Raw genomic sequence first — 20,938 nt, forward strand, 5'->3', positions numbered from 1 at the left:
GTGCCGCCGTCTGAAAGAGCTGGCGTGGGTCGAGGGCGTCGGTAGCGGCCGTGCCGTTCGGGTCACCGCGCGGGGCGAAGCCGGGCTGGCCGAAGCGCTGGGCATCGACCCGGCGGTGCTGCGCTGAGCCGTGGCCGGGGCCGCTCGCGCCGACGTCCCGGTCGCGCGGTTTGGTCGCCGAGGCGGCGGGTATCAGGTGGTCGTGACCGGGCGCGGCAACCCAGGCTGTGAATGAGCTTGCATGGTCATGCATAATCATCACATGGTTGATTCCTCGGTCGGGCCCGTCGTGCGGGTCGCGGTAGCCGGTGCCAGCGGGTACGCGGGCGGCGAAGTGTTGCGTCTGCTGCTGGGGCATCCGGCCTACCGAACCGGGCGCCTCGTCATCGGGGCGCTGACCGCGGGCTCGAACGCGGGCACCGCACTGGGGGAGTTGCAGCCGCATCTGCTGCCGCTGGCCGATCGAGTGCTCGCGCCGACCACCACCGCCGAACTGGCCGGCCACGACGTGGTCTTCCTCGGTCTGCCGCACGGCCAGTCGGGGGGCATCGCCGCCGAATTGCCCGAGTCCACGGTGATCATCGACTGCGGCGCCGACTTCCGGCTCACCGACCCGGAGGTCTGGGAGAAATACTACGGCAGCCCGCACGCGGGCAGCTGGCCCTACGGCTTGCCCGAACTGCCCGGCGGCCGGGAGAAGCTGCGCGGTGCCACCCGGATCGCGGTCCCCGGCTGCTATCCGACCGTCGCCAGCCTCGCGCTGGCTCCCGCCGTCGCCGCGGGCATCGTGGAGCCCGCCGTGCACGTGGTCGCGGTGAGCGGCGCGTCCGGCGCGGGCCGCAAGCTGGATATCGGGCTGCTGGGGTCGGAGGTGATGGGCTCGGCGCGGGCCTACGGCATCGCGGGCGCGCACCGGCACACGCCGGAGATCGCGCAGAACCTCGCCGCCGCGGGCGGCGCCGAGGTCGCGGTGTCGTTCACTCCGGTGCTCGCGCCGATGCCGCGCGGCATCCTCGCCACCTGCACCGCGCCGACTCGGGTCGACGCCGCGCAGGCCCGTGCCGTCTACGAAAAAGCCTATGCCGACGAGCCTTTCGTGCACCTGCTGCCGGAGGGCGTGCTGCCGCAGACCGGTTCGGTGCTCGGCTCCAACGCCGTCACCCTGCAGGTGGCGGTGGACGCCGACGCGGGCCTGCTCGTGGTGATCGGCGCGATCGACAACTTGACCAAGGGCACCGCGGGCGCCGCGGTGCAATCGATGAACCTGGCCCTCGGATTCGACGAGACCGCAGGACTTTCCACCGTAGGAGTGGCACCGTGACGACAGCCGACATCGCCAGCGGCAAGCTGGTCCGGACCCAGGGCGTGACCGCACCGCTCGGCTTCCGCGCGGCGGGCATCGCCGCGGGGATCAAGGCCAGCGGCAAGCCGGATCTGGCGCTGGTGTTCAACGAGGGGCCGGAATACCCGGCCGCGGGCGTGTTCACCCGCAACAAAGTGAAGGCCGCTCCGGTGCTGTGGTCACAGCAGGTGCTGACCGGCAAGCGCTTGCGCGCGGTGATCCTGAACTCCGGCGGCGCCAACGCCTGCACCGGACCGGGCGGCTTCCAGGACACGCACCAGACCGCCGAGGAACTGGCCGCCGCCCTGAGCAACTGGGGCACCGAGACCGGCGCGGGCGAGATCGCGGTCTGCTCGACCGGTCTGATCGGCGACCGGCTCCCGATGGACAAGCTCATCCCCGCCGTCACCGAGATCGTGCACGAGATGGGTGGCGGTCTGTCCGGCGGCTCCGATGCCGCCTGGGCCATCATGACCACCGACACCGTGCCGAAAGAGGCGGCCTTCCACCATCGCGACAAGTGGAACGTCGGCGGCATGGCCAAGGGCGCGGGCATGCTGGCCCCGTCGCTGGCGACCATGCTGGTGGTGCTCACCACCGACGCGGCGGTCACCGCCGACCAGCTCGACCAGGCCCTGCGCAACGCCACCGCGCGCACCTTCGACCGGCTCGACGTGGACGGCTCCTGCTCCACCAACGACACGGTGCTGCTGCTGGCCAGCGGCGCCAGCGAGGTCACCCCCAGCCAGGAGGAACTCGACGCCGCCGTGCTCGCGGTCTGCGACGATCTGGCCGCCCAGCTGATGGCCGACGCCGAGGGCGTGACCAAGCGGGTGCTGGTCACCGTCGCGGGCGCGGCCACCGAGGACGAGGCCGTGACCGCGGCGCGCACCGTCGCCCGCGACAGCTTGGTCAAGACGGCGCTGTTCGGGTCCGACCCGAACTGGGGTCGCGTGCTGGCCGCGGTCGGCATGGCTCCGGTCACGCTCGATCCGAATCGGATCTCGGTGTCGTTCAACGGCAAGCCGGTGTGCGTCGACGGGGTCGGCGCGCCCGGCGCACGCGCGGTCGACCTGTCCGGCACCGACATCGAGGTGCTGATCGAACTGCACGTCGGCTCGGCGAACGCGACCATCCGCACCACCGACCTCTCGCACGGTTACGTCGAAGAGAACTCGGCCTACAGCTCATGACCAGTGAGGTGTTGCACAGGCTCTCCGCCCTGGACAAAGCGCATGTCCTGGCCGATGCCCTGCCGTGGCTGCAGAAGTTCCGGGACAAGGTCGTCGTCGTGAAGTACGGCGGCAACGCCATGGTCGACGAGCATTTGAAGCAGGCCTTCGCCGCCGATATGGCGTTCCTGCGCACGGTCGGCGTGCACCCGGTGGTGGTGCACGGCGGCGGCCCGCAGATCAGCGCGATGCTGAAAAAGCTCGGCCTGCAAGGCGAGTTCCGCGGCGGCTTCCGGGTGACCACTCCCGAGGTGATGGACGTGGTGCGGATGGTGCTGTTCGGTCAGGTCGGGCGCGAGCTGGTCGGCCTGATCAACTCGCACGGCCCGTTCGCGGTCGGCATCTCCGGTGAGGACGCCGGGCTGTTCACCGCGACCCGCCGCACCGTCGAGGTGGACGGCGAGCCCACCGATATCGGCCTGGTCGGCGACGTCACCGAGGTGAACCCGGACGCGGTGCTCGACCTGATCGGCGCGGGCCGCATCCCCGTGGTGTCGACCATCGCGCCGGACGCCGACGGCGTGGTGCACAACATCAACGCCGACACCGCCGCCGCGGCGCTCGCCGAGGGCATCGGCGCCGAGAAACTGGTGGTGCTCACCGACGTCGAGGGCCTCTACACGAACTGGCCGGACCGGTCCTCGCTGACTTCCCGCATCGATACGGCGGCGCTGGCCGAGTTGCTCCCGCGCCTGGATGCGGGCATGGTGCCCAAGATGGAAGCCTGCCTGCGCGCCGTGTCGGCAGGGGTGCCGACCGCGCACGTCATCGACGGTCGGGTCCCGCACGCCGTGCTGCTGGAACTGTTCACCGGAGAAGGAATCGGAACGATGGTGACTCCCGCCCCGCTCATCCCGAGCGGGTCCGGCGCACCGGACGGAACGAAACAATGAGCACAGCTGAACTGCAGAAGCGGTGGTCCGCCGCGCTGATGAACAACTACGGCACGCCGAAGGTCGCGCTGGTGCGCGGAGCGGGGGCCGTGGTCTACGACGCGGATGGCAAGCGCTACGTCGATTTCCTCGGCGGCATCGCGGTCAACAGCCTCGGTCATGCCCATCCCGCCATCCTGGAGGCGGTCACCCAGCAGCTCGGCACGCTCGGGCACGTGTCGAATCTGTATGCCAGCGAGCCGGTCGTCGAGCTGGCCGAGCGGTTGCTCGCGCACTTCGGCGACGGCGAGGGCCGGGCGTTCTTCTGCAATTCCGGCACCGAGGCCGTCGAGGCGGCGTTCAAGATCGCCCGGCTGACCGGGCGGCACAAGATCGTCGCGTGCGAGGAGGCCTTCCACGGCCGCACCATGGGCGCGCTGGCCCTCACCGGCCAGCCGTCCAAGCGGACCCCCTTCGAACCGATGCCGCCCGGTGTCGTGCACGTGCCCTACGGCGACGCCGCGGCGCTGGACGCCGTGGTCGACGAGGACACCGCCGCGGTGTTCCTCGAGCCGATCATGGGGGAGAGCGGTGTGGTGGTACCGCCGTTCGACTACCTCGCCAAGGCACGCGAGATCACCGCCCGCAAGGGGGCGCTGCTGGTGCTGGACGAGGTGCAGACCGGCATCGGCCGGACCGGAAAGTTCTACGCCCACCAGGCCGTCGGCATCGTGCCGGACGTGATCACCCTGGCCAAGGGGCTCGGCGGCGGACTGCCCATCGGCGCGGTGCTGGCGAACGGGCGGGCGGCCGATCTGCTCACACCCGGTCTGCACGGCACCACCTTCGGCGGCAACCCGGTGTGCGCGGCGGCGGCGCTCGCGGTGCTGCGCACGATCGACGAGACCGACCTGCTCTCGCACGTCGAGTCGGTCGGCAAGCGGCTCAGCGACGGCATCGAGCTGTTGGAGCACCCGCTCATCGATCAGGTGCGCGGTGCGGGCCTGCTGCTGGGCATCGTGCTCACCGACGAGGTCTCCGCTCAGGTGGAGGCACGGGCTCGGGAGGCGGGCTACCTCGTCAACCCGGCCAAACCGGACGTGATCCGGCTGGCGCCGCCGCTGGTGCTCACCGAGACCCAGGCCGACAACTTCGTCGCCGACCTGCCGGAGATCCTCGACAGCGTGCTCGCGGACGCGAAAGGGGCTGCGGCGCAATGACGTCCCAGCCAGTGCGGCACTTCCTGCGTGACGACGACGTCAGCCCGGCCGAGCAGGCCGAGATCCTCGCGCTCGCCGCCGAACTCAAGAAGGCGCCGTTCGCGCGGCGCCCGCTGGACGGCCCGCGCGGCGTCGGCGTGATCTTCGAGAAGAACTCCACCCGCACCCGATTCTCCTTCGAGATGGGCATCGCCCAGCTCGGCGGGCACGCGGTGGTCGTCGACGGCCGCGACACCCAGCTGGGCCGGGAGGAGACGCTCGGCGACACCGGCCGGGTGCTGTCCCGGTACGTCGACGCCATCGTGTGGCGCACGTTCGAGCAGTCCCGGCTGGACGAAATGGCCGCCACCGCCACGGTGCCGGTGGTCAACGCGCTGTCCAACGAGTTCCATCCGTGCCAGGTGCTCGCGGACCTGCAGACGCTCGCCGAGCACAAGGGCGACCTGACCGGACGTGAACTCGCCTACTTCGGCGACGGAGCCAACAACATGGCACACTCGCTGCTGCTCGGCGGCGTCACCGCGGGGCTGAACGTGACGATCGCGTCACCCGCCGGGTTCGAGCCGCAGCCGTGGGTCGTGGGGGCCGCGCGCAAGCGGGCCGCCGAGACCGGCGCCGCCATCACGCTGACCAGTGATCCGATCGCCGCCGCGTGGGGCGCCGATGCCCTGGTCACCGATACCTGGACCTCCATGGGGCAGGAGAACGACGGTCTGGACCGGGTCGGTCCGTTCCGGCCGTTCCAGCTCAACGCCGAGTTGCTCGCGCACGCCAAGCCGGATGTCGTCGTGCTGCACTGTCTTCCCGCGCACCGCGGCGACGAGGTCACCGACGAGGTGCTCGACGGGCCGCACAGCGTGGTGTGGGACGAGGCGGAGAACCGCCTGCACGCCCAGAAGGCGCTGCTGGTCTGGCTGCTAGAGCGACGATCCGGGAGAGCGACGTGACCGAGGTCAGAAGCGGTCCGGCCATCGCGCGCACCCGCGCCGGACGGCAGTCGCGCATCATCGAACTGCTGACGGCACACGCGGTGCGCAGCCAGACCGAGCTGGCGGCGCTGCTCGCGGCCGAGGGAATCGAGACCACCCAGGCGACGCTGTCGCGGGATCTGGACGAACTGGGTGCGGTGAAGCTACGCGCCGCCGACGGCGGTGCGGGCGTCTACGTGGTGCCCGAGGACGGCAGCCCCGTCCGCGGCGTCATCGGCGGCACCGACCGATTGTCCAAGCTGCTCGGCGACCTGCTGGTCTCCACCGACGCCAGCGGCAGCATCGCGGTCCTGCGCACCCCGCCCGGCGCCGCGCACTACCTGGCCAGCGCCCTCGACCGCGCCGCACTGCCGTACATCGTCGGCACCATCGCGGGCGACGACACCATCGCCGTCATCGCCCGCGAGCCGCTGACCGGGGCCGAAGTAGCCGCGAAGATCGAACAGCTCGCCTGAGCCGGGCGCACCGGAGGCGGCTTCCCGCCCGACGGCGGGTTTTTCTGCGCGGAAATCCGTCCGGCGACGCGCGCGGCTCGAACACGGCTGAGTCGGCGAGCGTTTCGCGGCGCTTCCTGGGGCCCGGGTCGCGGCGCTGGCCTCTTTTCGCCGGCGGGCATGCGTCGCGAGCGCGGAGGACGGTGTCTGTGCGAGGGTGTATGAGGAGCTGTTGTCCCAGCGCAGGGCGACGCCCACCCGATTATGAATGGGCTTGCATCGTCGTGCATAATCATTTGCAGGACGTGCGGGCCGCTGTGGCGGGAAGCCGGTCCGTATCACGCACACGAAACATCGAGGAGCACACAGAACATGTCCGAGCGCGTCGTACTCGCCTACTCCGGTGGGCTGGACACCTCCGTCGCGATCAGCTGGATCGGCAAGGAGACCGGCGCCGAAGTGGTGGCCGTGGCCATCGACCTCGGCCAGGGCGGCGAGGACATGAACGTGGTGCGTCAGCGCGCCCTGGACTGCGGCGCGGTCGAGGCGATCGTGATCGACGCCCGCGACGAGTTCGCCGACCAGTACTGCCTGCCCACCATCCAGGCCAACGCGCTGTACATGGGCCAGTACCCGCTGGTGTCGGCGATCAGCCGTCCGCTCATCGTCAAGCATCTGGTCGAGGCGGCCAAGTTCCACGGCGCGACCACGGTCGCGCACGGCTGCACCGGCAAGGGCAACGACCAGGTCCGCTTCGAGGTCGGCATCGGCGCGCTCGCACCGGACCTCAACGTGATCGCCCCGGTCCGGGACTACGCGTGGACCCGGGAGAAGGCCATCGCCTTCGCCGAGGAGAACTCGCTGCCGATCAACGTGACCAAGAAGTCGCCGTTCTCCATCGACCAGAACGTCTGGGGCCGCGCGGTGGAGACCGGGTTCCTCGAGGATCTGTGGAACGCCCCGACCAAGGACGTCTACGACTACACCTCCGACCCGACCGTCAACTTCGAAGCCCCGGACGAACTCATCGTCACCTTCGACAAGGGTGTGCCGGTGGCCATCGACGGCCGCCCGGTCAGCGTGCTGGAGGCGATCGTCGAGCTGAACCACCGCGCGGGCCGCCAGGGCATCGGCCGGCTGGACATGGTCGAGGACCGCCTGGTCGGCATCAAGAGCCGGGAGATCTACGAGGCTCCGGGCGCCATCGCGCTGATCACCGCGCACCAGGCGCTGGAGCACGTCACCATCGAGCGCGAACTGGGCCGCTACAAGCGGCAGGTCGAGCAGCGCTGGGGCGAGCTGGCCTACGACGGCCTGTGGTTCTCCCCGCTCAAGCGGGCACTGGACGCCTTCATCGGCGACACCCAGCAGCACGTCTCCGGTGACATCCGGATGGTCCTGCACGGCGGCTCGGCCGTGGTCAACGGCCGCCGCTCGGAGCAGTCGCTCTACGACTTCAACCTGGCCACCTACGACGAGGGCGACACCTTCGACCAGTCGCTGGCCAAGGGCTTCGTGCAGATCCACGGCCTGTCCTCCAAGGTCGCCGCCCGCCGCGACCTGAACCAGAAGTAACCGCCGCGCGTGCCGGTGCCCGACCCGGCACCGGCACGCCGACGGCTCCCGCGCGGTCCTGGTCTCGAGTCGGCCACCGGTGTGGTGCACCGAACGGCCGCAGTGCGTCGCCCCGAAAGCAACCCGTACGCCGGGTTGCGCGCGCATTTGCTCGAGCGCGCGAGACGGCTGTTCTCGATAGACGACGTCGAGCAACTACCCTCCGACCAGTCGCGTCGAGCACGAACGCAACAATTGATCTCCCCAAAACAACGCAACAACTGATCTCGCAAGAACATGGGTAACTCCCCGGGTACGCCCAAAACCCGAGCGACACCCCACGCAGGACCTGAATGCAAATCACCACCCACCCAACTAGTACGGCCTAAAGACCCGGAGAGGCGGAACAGCACATGAGCGGCAGCACGAACCGAGGCGCGCTCTGGGGCGGGCGATTCGCCTCCGGACCGGCCGAGGCCATGGCCGCGCTGAGCAAGTCGACGCACTTCGACTGGGCGCTGGCCCCCTACGACATCCGTGCCTCGAAGGCGCACGCGCGCGTGCTGCACAAGGCGGGCCTGCTCTCGGAAACTGATCTCGGGGGCATGCTGGACGGCCTGGATCGCCTCGCGGCGGACGTGGCCTCGGGTGCGTTCGGCCCCGCCGAGTCGGACGAGGACGTGCACGGCGCGCTGGAACGCGGCCTGATCGAGCGGGTCGGCGCGGAGCTCGGTGGCCGGTTGCGGGCGGGGCGTTCGCGCAACGACCAGGTGGCCACGCTGTTCCGGATGTGGCTGCGCGATGGCGTGCGCCGGGTGGCCGCGGGCGTGTTGGCGGTGGTCGACGCGCTGGTCGAGCAGGCCGCCGCGCACCCGGAGGCGGTGATGCCGGGCAAGACGCATCTCCAGGCGGCGCAGCCCGTGCTGCTGGCCCACCACCTGCTCGCGCACGCCCACCCGCTGCTGCGCGATCTCGACCGGCTGCGCGACTTCGACCGCCGCGCGGCCGTGTCGCCCTATGGTTCCGGCGCGCTGGCGGGCTCCTCGCTCGGACTCGATCCCGAGGCGATCGCCGCCGAACTGGATTTCGACGCGTCCGCCGCGAACTCGATCGACGCCACGTCGGCGCGGGACTTCGCCGCCGAAGCCGCGTTCGTGCTGGCCATGATCGGCGTCGACCTGAGCCGCATGGCCGAAGAGGTGATCCTGTGGAGCACCCCGGAATTCGGCTATGTCACCCTGGCCGACGCCTGGTCGACCGGCTCGTCGATCATGCCGCAGAAGAAGAATCCGGACGTCTCCGAGCTCACCCGCGGCAAGGCGGGCAGGCTGATCGGCAACCTCACCGGCCTGCTGGCCACTCTGAAGGCGCAACCGCTGGCGTATAACCGTGACCTGCAGGAAGACAAAGAACCCCTGTTCGACTCGGTCGCGCAACTCGAACTCCTGCTGCCCGCCATCGCGGGCCTGGTGTCCACGCTGACCTTCCACACCGACCGCATGGCCGAACTCGCGCCCGCCGGTTTCACGCTGGCCACCGATATCGCCGAATGGCTCGTCCGGCAGGGCGTTCCGTTCCGGGTCGCGCACGAGGCGGCGGGCGCGTGCGTGCGCGCCGCGGAAGCTCGCGGCGTCGGCCTCGATGAACTCACCGACGAGGAGTTCGCCGCCGTCGACCCGGCGCTGACCGGAAAGGTGCGCGAGGTGCTCACCGTGCAGGGGTCCATCGCGTCTCGCGACGCCCGGGGCGGTACGGCCGGTGTCCAGGTCGCGGCGCAGCTGGCGGAAGTGCGCGAGGCGGCGGCAGCGGCGCGGGCCTGGCTCGGCTGAATCCGCTCCGGCTCGCCGGATGCCGTCGGCCGCGAACAGCTGTGGCGAATCGGTCTATCCGGCGATGGTGATGTCGGCGCCGCTGAACAGCAGATCGCGGCGACGGCGGGCGGTGCCGCCGGAATCCGGCACGATCTCGGCTTCCGGCGCGAGTTCGTGCAGCTGCCGGAGAAACACCTCGACGGCCAGTGTCGCCATGCTCTTGCCGGGACAGACATGTCGCCCGAACCCGAAGGTCAACGGCAGCTTCCCGGTCCCGTGCAGTGCCAAGCAGTCCGGGAAGACCTCCGGATCCCGATTGGCCGCGGCGAACAGCACCAGCACCGGTCCGGCGGGCAGCCGCGTGCCGCTGGACAGCACGACCGGCTTCCTGGCCTGACGCTTCCACGCGACCAGGCCGGGATCGAGCTGCAGGGTCTTCGCCGCGACCCGTGTGCCGCCCTCCGTTTCGGTGAGCAGGTCCCACCAGGCCCGGTCCGGATCGCCGAGCAATCGCTGGACGCCCTGCTGGATGCTGCCGCTCACCGTGTGCACTCCGGCGGCGAGCGAATTAGCCATGGCCGACACCGCGATCCGATGGGAGAGCCCGGCGTCGCGGAGCCTGCGCGCGAATCCGGGCGCCTCACTGCCCCGGCCCTCCCGCACCGCTTTGCCGCTCACGGTGAACAACCAGCCGAGCGCGCTCACCGCGTCGGCCAGTTCCCGTCCGCGCAGCACCCGGCCGAGCAGTCCCGATTGCGCTCCGCTCCAGGCGGCCACGTGCGGCCAGTCCGCCGCGGGCAGGCCGACCGCCGCACCGACGGTCCTTGCGGCGTAGCCGATCGATAGCGCGGTCACGTCCAACGGCGAGCCGGGCCGGAATCCCGCGTCTCGCACTGCCTCGTGGAAGTGCTCGACCATCACCGCGACCCGGGCGGGCCGATCGGCCGGGGAGATGGTGAAATGCCCCGACGGTCCGGCCATTGTGTTCCACACGCGCTTGTGCAACCGGTCGTCGGCGAGGTTGGCGGTCGCTTTCGCGGGTGGCGGAACCAGGTGCCGGAGGAAATGCGGGACGGCTCGCGGTGTCGCCGCGATACGCGCGTAGCCGACCAGCGGGTCCAGCGAATTCGCAGTGGAGATGCCCGGCGTCGTGGCCTCCAGCACCTCGCGCACGTCGGCGTATTTCCAGATCATGCGCAGCCCGGACCGGTGCGCGTAACTCGGCTCCGGCCAGTCGTGCAAACGCCGATACCGTTCGTCGCGCTCGGCATACGGCAACTCGTTGCAGGTCACTTCATCGAAGGGAAAACCGGTTACCGCAACGGCCGAGCTATGCATCGGCCGATCGTATCGATGCGGTGATCGCGGCCACGGGAACGCGGTTCCCCGTGCTGGGGAGCGGCTGCGCCCACGGACAGCTGCGGCTGTGCGCACGCCGCGGCTCTGGCTACGCTGCGGAAATGACCTTGCTCCTGCTCGCTTTGGCCATCGCCTCCGAGGTGACCGCGACCGTTTCGCTCAAACTCTCCGAGGGTTTCACCAAGCTGGTCCCCTCGATCGTGGTGGTCGTCGGTTACTGCGCGGCGTTCTTCTTCCTGGCCCAGGCGTTGAAACGGGGCATGCCGATCGGGGTCGCCTACGGCATCTGGTCGGCGGTCGGCGTCGCGGCGATCGCGCTGATCGGCGTGCTGTTCCTGGACGAGCGGTTGACGTTTGTGCAGGTCGGTGGCATAGCGCTGGTGATCCTCGGCGTGCTGGCCTTGGAAGTCGGTGGCGCGCACTGACTTCGCCGCAGCGGACTCGGCGCGTGCCGGCCGACGGCGGCCGGGTCAATCCGATACGCGGACCGCGTATCCGGCGTTCGCGAGTGCGGTGAGCACGTCGTCACGGTGGCCGGATCCGCGCGTTTCCAGGGTGAGCGCCACTTCGACCTCGTCCACCGCCAGCCAGGTCCCGGTGCGCGAATGCGCCACGTCCACGACACTGGCGCCCGTCTTACCGATCACCGCGAGCAGTGCGCCCAGCGCGCCCGGACGATCGGAGATCGTCACGCGCACGGCGAGATAGCGTCCCGCCGCGCTCAGACCGTGCCCGATCACCCGGGTCAGCAGCAACGGGTCGATGTTGCCGCCGGACAGGATCGCGCAGACCGGCCCGCGCAGGTCGAGTTCCTCCGGCGCGTGACTCATCAGGGCGGCGACCGCCGCGGCGCCCGCGGGCTCGACGATCAGCTTCGCGCGTTCCAGGCACAGCAGCAACGCCTGCGACAGCGCCTCTTCGTCCACCGTCACGATGCGCGAAACGTGCTGGGCCACTTCGCTGAACGGCACCATGCCCGGTTGCCCGACCGCGATGCCGTCGGCCATCGTCGACATCCGCTCGACGCGGACCGGACGGCCCGCCGCCAGCGAATCCGGCCACGCGGCCGCTTCCGCCGCCTGGACTCCGATGACGCGCACGTTCGGCGTCAAATGCCGCAGCGCGACCGCGACTCCGGCCAAGAGCCCACCGCCGCCCGTGGGGACGAGCACCGTGCCGACCTCGGGCAGTTGCTCCCCGATCTCCACGCCGACGGTGGCCTGACCGGCCACGATGTCGGGATGGTCGAACGGGTGGATCAGCGTCGCACCGGTCCGGTCGGCGAAATCCAGTGCGGCATCCAGTGATTCGTCGATCGTCTCGCCGACCTGGCGCACCTGCGCGCCGTACGCCTTGGTCGCCATCAGTTTCGGCAGTGACGCCCCGACCGGCATGAACACCGTGGACGCGATGCCGAGCGACGACGCCGACCACGCGACGCCCTGCGCATGGTTCCCGGCGCTCGCGGCCACGACGCCGCGCTCCCGTGCCTCCCGCGGCAGATTCGCGATCCGGTTGTAGGCGCCGCGTGGCTTGAACGATCCGGTGCGCTGCAAGTTCTCACACTTCAGCCACACGTCGGCGCCCACGCGCTCGGACAGCACCCGCGACGCCACCAGCGGGGTACGCCGGATCACCGGGGCCAGCAGTCGCGCGGCCGCCTCGATCCGGGACATGTCGACCGACTCCATACCGCCATGCTGCCACTCGGTCACGCCGGGTCAGGCGGCTCGGGCGAGGTTGTGGGCCAGCGCGCCCAACCGGGCCAGGCGGGCGTCACCGAGCGGGGTGATCCTGCTGCCGAGGCGATTGGTGACGAAGCCGAGCGACATACCGGTCGCCGGATCGGCGAAACCGCCGGAGCCGCCGAGACCGAAATGACCGAAAGCCGAGATCGGTTCGGCCTTGGAGGGTTTCATCGGCACGCCGTGGTAACCGAGGGCCCAGGGGATGCGGAAGGCCAGCACGTAGTCGGGGGTGAACACTTGCCGCCTGGTCATCTGCTCGATGGTGTCCGGGCGCAGCAACTGGTATCCGTCCAGCTGTCCGCCGTCCGCGAGCGCGCCGTACACGCGGGCCAGCGCACGGGCGGAGAAGACGCCGTTGAGGCCCGGCATCACCGAATCGTGCAGGCGCGGGTCGGCCACCAGTTCGGCGAAACCCACCGGGGTGGTGTCGGCGGCGGCCGCGAATCGGGTCCGGGCGAGCAGTTGGGAGCCACGCTCCCAGCTCATGCCCGCGACCGTCAGGCGCGGGAAATTCGTGGCGACGCGCCCGCGTTCGGAGGCGGGCACCCGGAACCAGAGCTCTTCGGCCGCCAGCGGTTGCGCGATCTCGGTGCGCAGCACATCGGTGAATTCCGCTCCGGTCACCCGGCGCACCAGCTCCGCGGCCAGGTGCCCGTAGGTGATGCCGTGGTAGCCGCTGGTCACCTTGTGCCGCGGATCGGGAGCGGCGGCCGCGAGCGCCGCGGTGACCGCGTCGTCGTCGAAGAATCGCTCGATCGGTCCCGGCAGCAGGCCACGCAATCGGTGCAGCCCGGCCCGGTGCGTCAGCATTTCCCGCACGCTGATGCGATCCTTGCCCGCGGCCGCGAACTCGGGCCAGTACGTCGCGAGCGGCTCGTCGTAATCGATCAGCCCGCGCTCGGCCAACCGGTGCACCACCGTGCTGGCGATACCCTTGCCCGTCGAATACGCCATCGCGACGGTGTCGTGCGCCCATGGGACGTCGGGATGCGCATATCCGGCCCAGACGTCGACTACCGGCTCGCCGCGCAGATAGATCGCCAGCGCACCGCCGCCGTCGGACGGCCGCCGGAACAGCCGGTCGAACTCGGCGACCAATCGTGCGAACCGCCGATCGACGAACTGTCCTGCCGAAACTGTCATCGAAACCTCTGTATCCAATTTGCCGCGACTTCGTCGCGGCGTGTTCGCGGCCCGGCTCGCGTCCGAGCGACCACCGCTTGCTCCTTCGTCGCCTACGCGGCGGCCACTCGGACGCGAGCCGGGCCGCGAACAAACAATGCTAGGTCTCACTTCGCTCGAAACCGGCGGTCGGGCCTGTGTGGTGGCGTCCGGCAGTAACTCGCCACCTGGGCTTGCGCGGTGGCCGTAACCTCGCTACCTGGGCTTGCGCGGTGCCGTGACCTCGGCGTGCGGTTTCGCGGGGTCGTGGGGTAGTGACTTCATCGCCTGGGGACGCATCTCGTGCGGGATCCCGATCGGGTGCCGAGTGAGACTTCGTTGGGCTCAGCTGACAGCGGCCGCTGCTCGGACACGAGTCGGCCGCGAACAGACAATGCCACGTCTCGCTTCGCGCGAACCTGCGGTCGAACCGGTGCGCGCCGCGGCAGAACACCCCCGCCAGCGGATCTTCCGAGGCCGAGACGGGCCGAGTCTTCGGCGCTGAAACCTCAGCGTGCGCCTTACGTGTTGCGGCGGGACGTGATCTCGACACGTGAGTGCTCGGTGTCCAAGCGATGCCGCGAGCCGAGACATTCTGGACTCAGTCCAACGGGGGTGCCGGTCATGCTGTTCGACCACACTCACCACGCGACCGGTCGGTACTGTGAGACGTTTCCTGACCGTCACACGGAGGACCGGAAACGCAACACCCTTCGCCTAGCGTGTTGCCATGCCCCCGAGACGACGTTCGGCGCTGCTCGCGAGGTTGGTTGTCGACGCACCCGGCCGCCCGCGGATCATCCTCGGCGAACTGCGCCGGGTGATCCTCGACGGTGCGGTGCCGCCCCGCACCGTCATTCCGCTGCGCGAGGTGGCGGAACTGTTCGGTGTCAGCCATATTCCGGTGCGTGCGGCGCTCGAGACCCTGATCGGGGAGGGACTGGTCACGCACGAGCCGCATGCCGGATACGTGGTGGCTCAGCTGACCGCCGCCGAACTGCGCGAGATGTACATCGTCCGAGAGACGCTGGAGACGGCTTCGCTCGCGGCGGCCGCCATGAACCATTCCGCCGCCGACCGCGCCGAGCTGCTGGAGGTGAACGCGAGCCTCGAGCAGGCGATTCGCGACGACGACCCGGTCGCCTACCATCGCAGGTCGCGCAGCTTCCATGTCGCGCTGACCCGGCCGTCGCGGCTGTTCCGGCTGCTGCACATGCTCGAATCGGCGTGGAACGTCACCGAGCCGGTGCAGTCGATGGTGCACATCGGCCGGGCCGACCGGGTGCGGCTGCACACCGATCACGCGCTGATGCTCGATGCGTTCCTGGCCCGGGACGTCGAGCGTCTGCTGCTCGTCGCCGAACAGCACCATCGCAGGCTGGAGGCCGTGATCACGACGCTGCCCACCGACACCGGGCTGCTCGCGCCGGCAGATATATCTGCTGCGCAATAGCCGGGGAGAGTTCGCCACACCGCCGCTCGAGCCGTACACCGGCTCGCTGCGATCGTTCGGCGCCTGAGCGATCAGGCGGCCGCGGCGGTGGCGAGTTTGCGCAGCTCGGCATCCGGGTCGGCCACGTCGACCACGAGCCGTGTGACATCGGCGCCCGCCAGGTCGATACGGATGGCATGTCCGTCGAAGCGGGTGTCCCAGAATTCCTTGCGGCCTTTGCCGCGGAACGTCCCAGCCGCGATCACGCCCGGGAAGAATGTGCCGGGCGCGCGCACCCACGGCGGGCGACGGTCGACCCCGGCCAAGCCGAGCGCGGTGATGTCGGACAAATCGAAGGTGACCTGATCACGCAGCGCGAGCAGTTGATGCGTACCGCGCACGTGCACCGTCACCGTCGTTCCGGTGACCTCGAACTCGACCATCACGCACCTCACTTCACCGAGAACTTCTACAGCTTCAACGATGCAGAACGGTCCTGGCCAAAGCCTGTGCCGTTCCTATGAGTTCTCTCAGTTTCTGTCCATGGTGTTACACGGATATGCGCATCTATCGATGTGATCTGTCCACCGACCGTAGTGGAAAGGCTCGGATGCGGACTGGCAACAAGCCGCGAGGAGGAAGCCGAAGACGTCGCGAGGCCGGATCGAGGCAGCCGGGTCGGCATCGCGCTCGACTGTGCGCAGCCGAGAATGCGCGCGGCTGCCTCGGGCCGGGAATCGCGGATGATCAGGGTGTCGAGGGTTTCGTGACGTATGCGTGCTCGGCGACGTCGAGGACTCCGGCCAGCCACGGCGTGTAGGCCGTCGGATTGTCGGCCAGCGCGTCGCGTAAGGCGTCCGGCTGGATCCAGGCATAGTCGGCGACCTCGGCCGGATCCGGACGAGGGGTCGCGCTATCCAGCCGTCCGATCAGCACGTGATCCCATTCGGACTCGACGCGGCCGGTGCGGAGGTCCGCCGCGTGGTAGCGGTAGATCCCCGCCTCGGTGAGCGTGCCGGCCAAGCCCATCTCCTCGGTCAGGCGAAGCGCCGCCGCGGTGGTGACCGGTTCGCCGGGTGCGGGGTGGCCGCAGCAGGTGTTGGCCCATAGCGACGGGAATCTGGTCTTCACCGCCGCACGCTGCTGCAACAGCACCCGGCCCGCGGAGTCGAACAGCAACACGGAGAACGCGCGATGCAGTCGTCCCGGGGCTAGGTGGGCCTCCGCGACCGAGCACGCGCCGACCGCGCGCCCCGCGTCGTCGACGAGCTCGACGGGCAGGGCCTCGCGGTCGGTGCACTGCTGGGCGAGGGTGTCGGTCACCTGCTCACCTTATCGGCGGCGATGAGCAGGTAGTGGAAGCTGCCCTCCCGGTACGCGGTCAGGAACGGCTTCTCGACACCGGTGGCGAGCTCGGATTTCGTGCGCAGCTCCCAGTAGGGGATGGTCGCCGCGGTGAGTTCGGTCACGGCGATCGGCACCAGGTCGTTCTCGGCCATGGCGCGGAAGTACTCGCTGCGCGGATGGATCATGCAGCCGTAATGCGCATCGATCCAGCTGACCGAGGACGAGCGGCCGCCGGTGACGTCGTTGGAGCAGCCGGTGACGCACACGTAGCGTCCGCCCGGTTCCAGCAGGCGGGAGAACTCGCCGAACAGGTCGAACAGGTCCACGTACATGGTGGTCTCGTTGGTCCAGATGCCGCGCATGGAACCGGTCTCGAACCCGGTGTCCAGCATGTTGCGGAAGTGGAACTTCACCTTGTCCGCGACGCCGCGATGGGCGGCCTGTTCGTTGGCGAAACCGACCTGGTATTCGGAGATGGTCACGCCGTCGACCTGGCAGCCGAAGCGCTGATTGGCCATGAAGCTGGTGCCGCCGCGGCCGGAGCCGCCGTCCATCAGCCGGTCGCCGGGACGGACGTCGCCGAGGTGGTCGAGCAGGAAATCCGCCTGCGCGGTTTCCAGGCGGTGCAGTTCGGTGACGATGCGTTCCTCGCGGGTGTCCTCCGGGCCGGTCAGCACGGACAGATCCGGATCGCCGATGCCGTAGTGATGGTGGTAGAGCCCGTCGACCTCACCGAGTTTGGTGTTGACCCGGTCGTCGTTCGGGTTGTTGTTCCAGTACGCGGCGACGGATTTCTGGTAGCTGGTACGCAGAACGGTCCCGGTCTCCGGGTTGAGCATGGTCATGCGCGATCATCCTCTCTCGGTGCGGTACTGCCTTTTCTTGCTTCAGTGCGGGTCTCTATAGCGTTTGCTGTCGGCGTGCCAGGCACGGTTGCCGCCCATCCAGGCCCACAGGCCGGCGAGGAAGCGGCGTAATTCCGGCGAACCTGCTGCGGCCAAGGGCGCCGCCTCACGTTCGAACCGATGCACCAGCTCGTCGTGCACCTCGGCCGTGCGCAGCACGGCCTCGCGGCGCGAGCAGCGCTCCTCGGCGGCGAGGACGGTCGGCAGATTGAACTCCCTGCCGTTCGAAAGATCCTCGCGCGCCATCGAATACAGGTCGTTCACCATCTGGCTGGCCAGGGCCGCCGTGGTGACCACGCGGCGTACCGCGGGATCGGTGTACTCCGCGGCCTGCAACTCGTAGCCGCCGAGTACGTCGGTCGGCGCCATACACGGCAGGAAGCTGTGCGGTTGCCGGTTGGTCAGGTACTCCCAGACCGGCGGCATCCGTCCCGCTGCCCGCCAGCCCGCTTCCGCGCCGAGCGCGATGAACCAGCCCGCGATCTCGGTGCGCAGCCGGGCCAGCTGCGCCGGGCGGGCGTAGCGAGCCAGATGGTCGAAGGAGGTGCGGAACGCGCGCAGGATCGGATCCGCCTCCAGAGCCGCCTCGAGCTGGACGGCGTAACGCGCGGGCAGATGCACCGGATCCATGGCGGCGGCGGCCAGTTCCAGCCGCGGACCCAATTCCGCCTCGGCGCTGGAGGGGGTGCCGTCCGGGGCCCGGTCGTCGGCATCCTCCTCGCAGTAGTAGTCGTCCACGGACCATTCCGAGACCGCGCACTTCGCCGCCGCGAGCAGCTTGTCCGCGTCGTCACAGTCCGGGTGGGCGAGCATGATCAGCCGGCCGAAGTCGGCGTCGCGCAGCTCGTCCAGCCGTCCCTCGTACAACCCGATGTCCCTGGCCCACTGCACGATTCCGGTGTTGACAGCCTCGGCGAGCACGGGATCGTCACGCAGTGGTGGTGGGCAGTACAGCGGCGGGATCGGATCGGGTCGATCGTGGTGCGCCGCTGTGGTGCCCAGGCCGGTCGGCCCTCGTGGAATTCGCGTGGGACCGCCGGCGGATTCCGGTTCGGTGCGGCCGGTTCGTGGAACGAGTGCCGCGATGCCGGGTGCTGCGAGGAACGCCGACGCCGTGCCGAGCCCGGTCGGCCCGGCAGGGATGCGCGGCGCCGTCGGTAACCGCAGCCGTCCCGCCTGGACGATCGATCCCGCTACGTCGCCGGGTTCCGCCGCTGTACCAGAGCCGCCGGTGGCGGTAGGCGGAGTAGCGGTGCGAACCGCGGCCGGTTGGGTGGCGGGTGCTCCGGCGCGAACCGGAAGCAGCAGCGCGGCAGCGCCGAGGCCGGACGGACCGAGCAGGCGGCTGGGTTCCGTGCCCGCCTGTTCGTCTGGAGCCGGAAGGTCCGGGCCGGGCGGGTCCGCCGGAAACAGCTCGGAGGGGGCGGTCGTCCGGGTGTTGGTGAGCAGCGCGACGACGGTCGCGGCGACCTCATCGGTAGCCTGCACCGCCGCGGCGCGAGAGAGCACCGACATGCGCATCACCCCGGTCAGTCCGCTTGCCGGGCGACCAGGACGTTGTCGAGCACGCCGAGGGCGTCCGGCACCAGGACGGCCGCCGAGTAGTAGCAGCTGACCAGGTAGGAGATGATCGACTGGTCGTCGATGCCCTTGAACCGCACGTTGAGGCTCGGCTCGTATTCGTCCGGAATCCCGGTCTGGTGCAGTCCGATCACGCCCTGGTCCTTCTCGCCGGTGCGCATGGCCAGGATCGAGGTGGTCTGGGTGTCGCTGATCGGGATCTTGCCGCACGGGAAGATCGGTACGCCGCGCCATGCGGGAACCCGGTGGCCGTCCACCTCGACCGGATCAGGGTAGAGTCCGCGCTTGCTGCATTCGCGACCGAACGCGGCGATCGCTTTCGGGTGTGCGAGAAACAGTTTCGTGCTGCGGCGCATGCTGAGCAATTCGTCCAGGTCGTCCGGGGTGGGCGCGCCGGATTCGGTGTAGATGCGCTGTTTCAGATCGCAGTTGTGCAGCAGACCGAAATCGGGATTGTTGACCAGGTCGTATTCCCGCCGTTCGTAGAGCGCCTCGATGGTCAGGCGCAGCTGCTGTTCGACCTGGTTCATCGGGTCGTTGAACAGGTCGGCGACCCGGGTGTGCACGCGCAGCACGCTCTGCGCCAGGCTGAGCTCGTACTGCCGGGGGGAGGCGTCGTAGTCGACGAACGTGCCTTCCAGCAGCGGCTCGCCGGCGTGGCCCGACGAGATCTCGATGTCGGCCTCGCCTTTGTTGTTCTGGCGGTGACTGGGCGCGGAAGCGACGCGGGAAAGTTGCTCGCTCAGTGCCGGCGCGCTGTCGACGAACTCGGTCAGCGATTGCCGCGGCAGAACCAGCAGGGTCGTCTTCGTGACCGTCTTGATGGTCACCGGCCAGATCGCGGACGGCTCGGTCAGGATTGTGTCACCGAAGTAGCCGCCGCCGCCCAGCAGACCGAGCTTGGTTTGCTCGCCGTACTCGCCCGAACCGATCTTGCTCAATTTGCCGTGCACGATCAGCAGGATTTGATCCATGGGATTGCCGAATTCCGCTACGACAGTTCCGGGTTCGAGATCGCGCTGCTCGAAGCGCTCTGCGAGGCCGCGCAACACTTCCTCGTCATCGAAGCCGCGCAGTGCGGGAAGCTCCTGCAATTCCAAGGGAATGACCTTGGCGGTGCCGCCGTCGATGACGAACTCCACCTCGCCGTTGCCCACAGTGTGGGTCAGGCGGCGGTTCACTCGATACACACCGCCGTTGACCTGGGTCCACGGCAGCGCGCGGGTGAGCCAGCGCGAGCTGATGCCCTGCATCTGCGGTTCGGATTTGGTGGTGTGCGCGAGCAGCCCGGCCGTACTGGTACTCAGGCTCTTGCGCGCGTTGTTTTCCGTTTGGACTGGCATTTCAATGGTCATGCGTGGTCCTCACCTCGAGACGGCCACCGAGACACGGTGACGGGTTGGGGCAGGGTTGATTCAGAGGCGTCGATAATTCAGAGTCGCTGGGTGTTCACATCAAACAGCAGCGGGCATGCCCGCGGAGAGTTCATCGAACGAAATTGCCTACGCACCATGGCGTTCCAGACGTGATCGATCGTAGACGCCGAAAGCGGATGCGCACAGGAGAATTTCGAAGATCACCGCGAGGCGCCGCGGATGGTTACGACACGCGATCGATTGCAATAACGCTGGGTGGCATCCGGAGCCGACGACCCGAATTGCCTTGTTGTCGCTAGAAATTAGCAGCGGTTGACCCATCATCGTCCACATGGGTTCGGGCGGATGCCGTGCGTGCGGATCTCGAATGGTTCGACGGCCGCGGCGGGCGGAACCGCACCGCGGCGATGTCGCGTCGCCGCGAACGCCGCCGCGCCCGGAAGGCGGTAGTGCGAGCCGGTGGATGGACCGGGCCGGAGGCGCGCAACCGCGCCGGGATCGAGTGCATCCACGACGCCCCGCTCTGCTGCCGGTCCGCGTGCTGTGCGCGTGAGGGGAGCCGTAGGGCGGCCATG

18 protein-coding genes are annotated in these 20,938 nt (G+C 69.3%); 10 read left to right on the forward strand and 8 right to left on the reverse strand.

What is annotated here, in order from left to right; genetic code table 11:
• Nucleotides 1–262 precede the first annotated feature (262 nt).
• From argC to argH, 8 genes are all read left to right on the forward strand, one after another.
• The gene (argC, locus tag ON19_RS10935; protein WP_043689789.1) at nt 263–1,321 is read left to right on the forward strand and encodes an N-acetyl-gamma-glutamyl-phosphate reductase; all 1,059 of its coding nucleotides are present in this window, start codon (nt 263–265) and stop codon (nt 1,319–1,321) included.
• Complete coding sequence (gene argJ / locus ON19_RS10940) at nt 1,318–2,535, forward strand: bifunctional glutamate N-acetyltransferase/amino-acid acetyltransferase ArgJ (protein ID WP_043689746.1); 1,218 nt, start codon at nt 1,318–1,320, stop codon at nt 2,533–2,535. Before argC ends, argJ begins: the two co-directional genes overlap by 4 nt.
• Nucleotides 2,532–3,467 carry an acetylglutamate kinase gene (gene argB, locus ON19_RS10945; RefSeq protein ID WP_043689748.1) on the forward strand — a complete coding sequence of 312 codons (936 nt, stop codon included), beginning with the start codon at nt 2,532–2,534 and terminating at the stop codon, nt 3,465–3,467. The genes argJ and argB overlap by 4 nt, the downstream gene beginning before the upstream one ends.
• Nucleotides 3,464–4,666: an acetylornithine transaminase gene (locus ON19_RS10950; RefSeq protein WP_043689749.1), complete on the forward strand. Its 1,203-nt coding sequence runs from the start codon at nt 3,464–3,466 to the stop codon at nt 4,664–4,666. The genes argB and ON19_RS10950 overlap by 4 nt, the downstream gene beginning before the upstream one ends.
• Nucleotides 4,663–5,613, forward strand: coding sequence for an ornithine carbamoyltransferase (gene argF / locus ON19_RS10955; RefSeq protein ID WP_043689750.1), 951 nt, complete (start codon nt 4,663–4,665; stop codon nt 5,611–5,613). The genes ON19_RS10950 and argF overlap by 4 nt, the downstream gene beginning before the upstream one ends.
• Nucleotides 5,610–6,110: an arginine repressor gene (locus ON19_RS10960; RefSeq protein ID WP_043689751.1), complete on the forward strand. Its 501-nt coding sequence runs from the start codon at nt 5,610–5,612 to the stop codon at nt 6,108–6,110. The genes argF and ON19_RS10960 overlap by 4 nt, the downstream gene beginning before the upstream one ends.
• A 351-nt stretch (nt 6,111–6,461) precedes the next feature.
• Nucleotides 6,462–7,664 (forward strand): argininosuccinate synthase, encoded by a 1,203-nt coding sequence (locus tag ON19_RS10965; protein WP_043689752.1) that lies wholly within the window; start codon nt 6,462–6,464, stop codon nt 7,662–7,664.
• A gap of 392 nt (nt 7,665–8,056) precedes the next feature.
• The gene (gene argH, locus ON19_RS10970; protein ID WP_043689754.1) at nt 8,057–9,472 is read left to right on the forward strand and encodes an argininosuccinate lyase; all 1,416 of its coding nucleotides are present in this window, start codon (nt 8,057–8,059) and stop codon (nt 9,470–9,472) included.
• A gap of 54 nt (nt 9,473–9,526) precedes the next feature.
• Here the strand turns inward: argH and ON19_RS10975 are convergent, their stop codons facing one another.
• Nucleotides 9,527–10,792: a cytochrome P450 family protein gene (locus ON19_RS10975; protein ID WP_157229652.1), complete on the reverse strand. Its 1,266-nt coding sequence runs from the start codon at nt 10,790–10,792 to the stop codon at nt 9,527–9,529.
• 122 nt (nt 10,793–10,914) lie between these two features.
• On the opposite strand from ON19_RS10975, the gene ON19_RS10980 reads away from it, so the two are divergent.
• A complete protein-coding gene (locus tag ON19_RS10980) occupies nt 10,915–11,238 on the forward strand; it encodes a DMT family transporter (RefSeq protein ID WP_043689791.1) in 324 nt (107 codons plus the stop codon).
• Nucleotides 11,239–11,283: 45 nt separating this feature from the next.
• On the opposite strand, the gene ilvA is transcribed toward ON19_RS10980, so the two are convergent.
• Nucleotides 11,284–12,504, reverse strand: coding sequence for a threonine ammonia-lyase (ilvA, locus tag ON19_RS10985; protein ID WP_051168729.1), 1,221 nt, complete (start codon nt 12,502–12,504; stop codon nt 11,284–11,286).
• Between the two features lie 30 nt (nt 12,505–12,534).
• Complete coding sequence (locus ON19_RS10990) at nt 12,535–13,704, reverse strand: serine hydrolase domain-containing protein (RefSeq protein ID WP_043689756.1); 1,170 nt, start codon at nt 13,702–13,704, stop codon at nt 12,535–12,537.
• Between the two features lie 748 nt (nt 13,705–14,452).
• Between ON19_RS10990 and ON19_RS10995 the strand changes: the two genes are divergently transcribed.
• Nucleotides 14,453–15,175 carry a GntR family transcriptional regulator gene (locus ON19_RS10995; protein WP_043689758.1) on the forward strand — a complete coding sequence of 241 codons (723 nt, stop codon included), beginning with the start codon at nt 14,453–14,455 and terminating at the stop codon, nt 15,173–15,175.
• A 71-nt stretch (nt 15,176–15,246) separates the two neighbouring features.
• On the opposite strand, the gene ON19_RS11000 is transcribed toward ON19_RS10995, so the two are convergent.
• The 5 genes from ON19_RS11000 to ON19_RS11020 form a co-directional block, all read right to left on the reverse strand.
• Entirely contained in the window at nt 15,247–15,597 is a 351-nt protein-coding gene (locus ON19_RS11000) for a hypothetical protein (protein WP_043689759.1), read from the reverse strand.
• 304 nt (nt 15,598–15,901) lie between these two features.
• Entirely contained in the window at nt 15,902–16,477 is a 576-nt protein-coding gene (idi, locus tag ON19_RS11005; RefSeq protein WP_043689760.1) for an isopentenyl-diphosphate Delta-isomerase, read from the reverse strand.
• Nucleotides 16,474–17,346 (reverse strand): geranyl diphosphate 2-C-methyltransferase, encoded by an 873-nt coding sequence (locus tag ON19_RS11010; RefSeq protein WP_043689763.1) that lies wholly within the window; start codon nt 17,344–17,346, stop codon nt 16,474–16,476. The genes idi and ON19_RS11010 overlap by 4 nt, the downstream gene beginning before the upstream one ends.
• Nucleotides 17,347–17,388: 42 nt before the next feature.
• Nucleotides 17,389–18,921 carry a family 2 encapsulin nanocompartment cargo protein terpene cyclase gene (locus ON19_RS11015; protein WP_086006624.1) on the reverse strand — a complete coding sequence of 511 codons (1,533 nt, stop codon included), beginning with the start codon at nt 18,919–18,921 and terminating at the stop codon, nt 17,389–17,391.
• A gap of 14 nt (nt 18,922–18,935) precedes the next feature.
• Nucleotides 18,936–20,342, reverse strand: coding sequence for a family 2B encapsulin nanocompartment shell protein (locus ON19_RS11020; protein ID WP_043689766.1), 1,407 nt, complete (start codon nt 20,340–20,342; stop codon nt 18,936–18,938).
• Nucleotides 20,343–20,938 lie beyond the last annotated feature (596 nt).

Source organism: Nocardia abscessus NBRC 100374 (assembly GCF_000308455.1).
Taxonomy (GTDB): domain Bacteria; phylum Actinomycetota; class Actinomycetes; order Mycobacteriales; family Mycobacteriaceae; genus Nocardia; species Nocardia abscessus.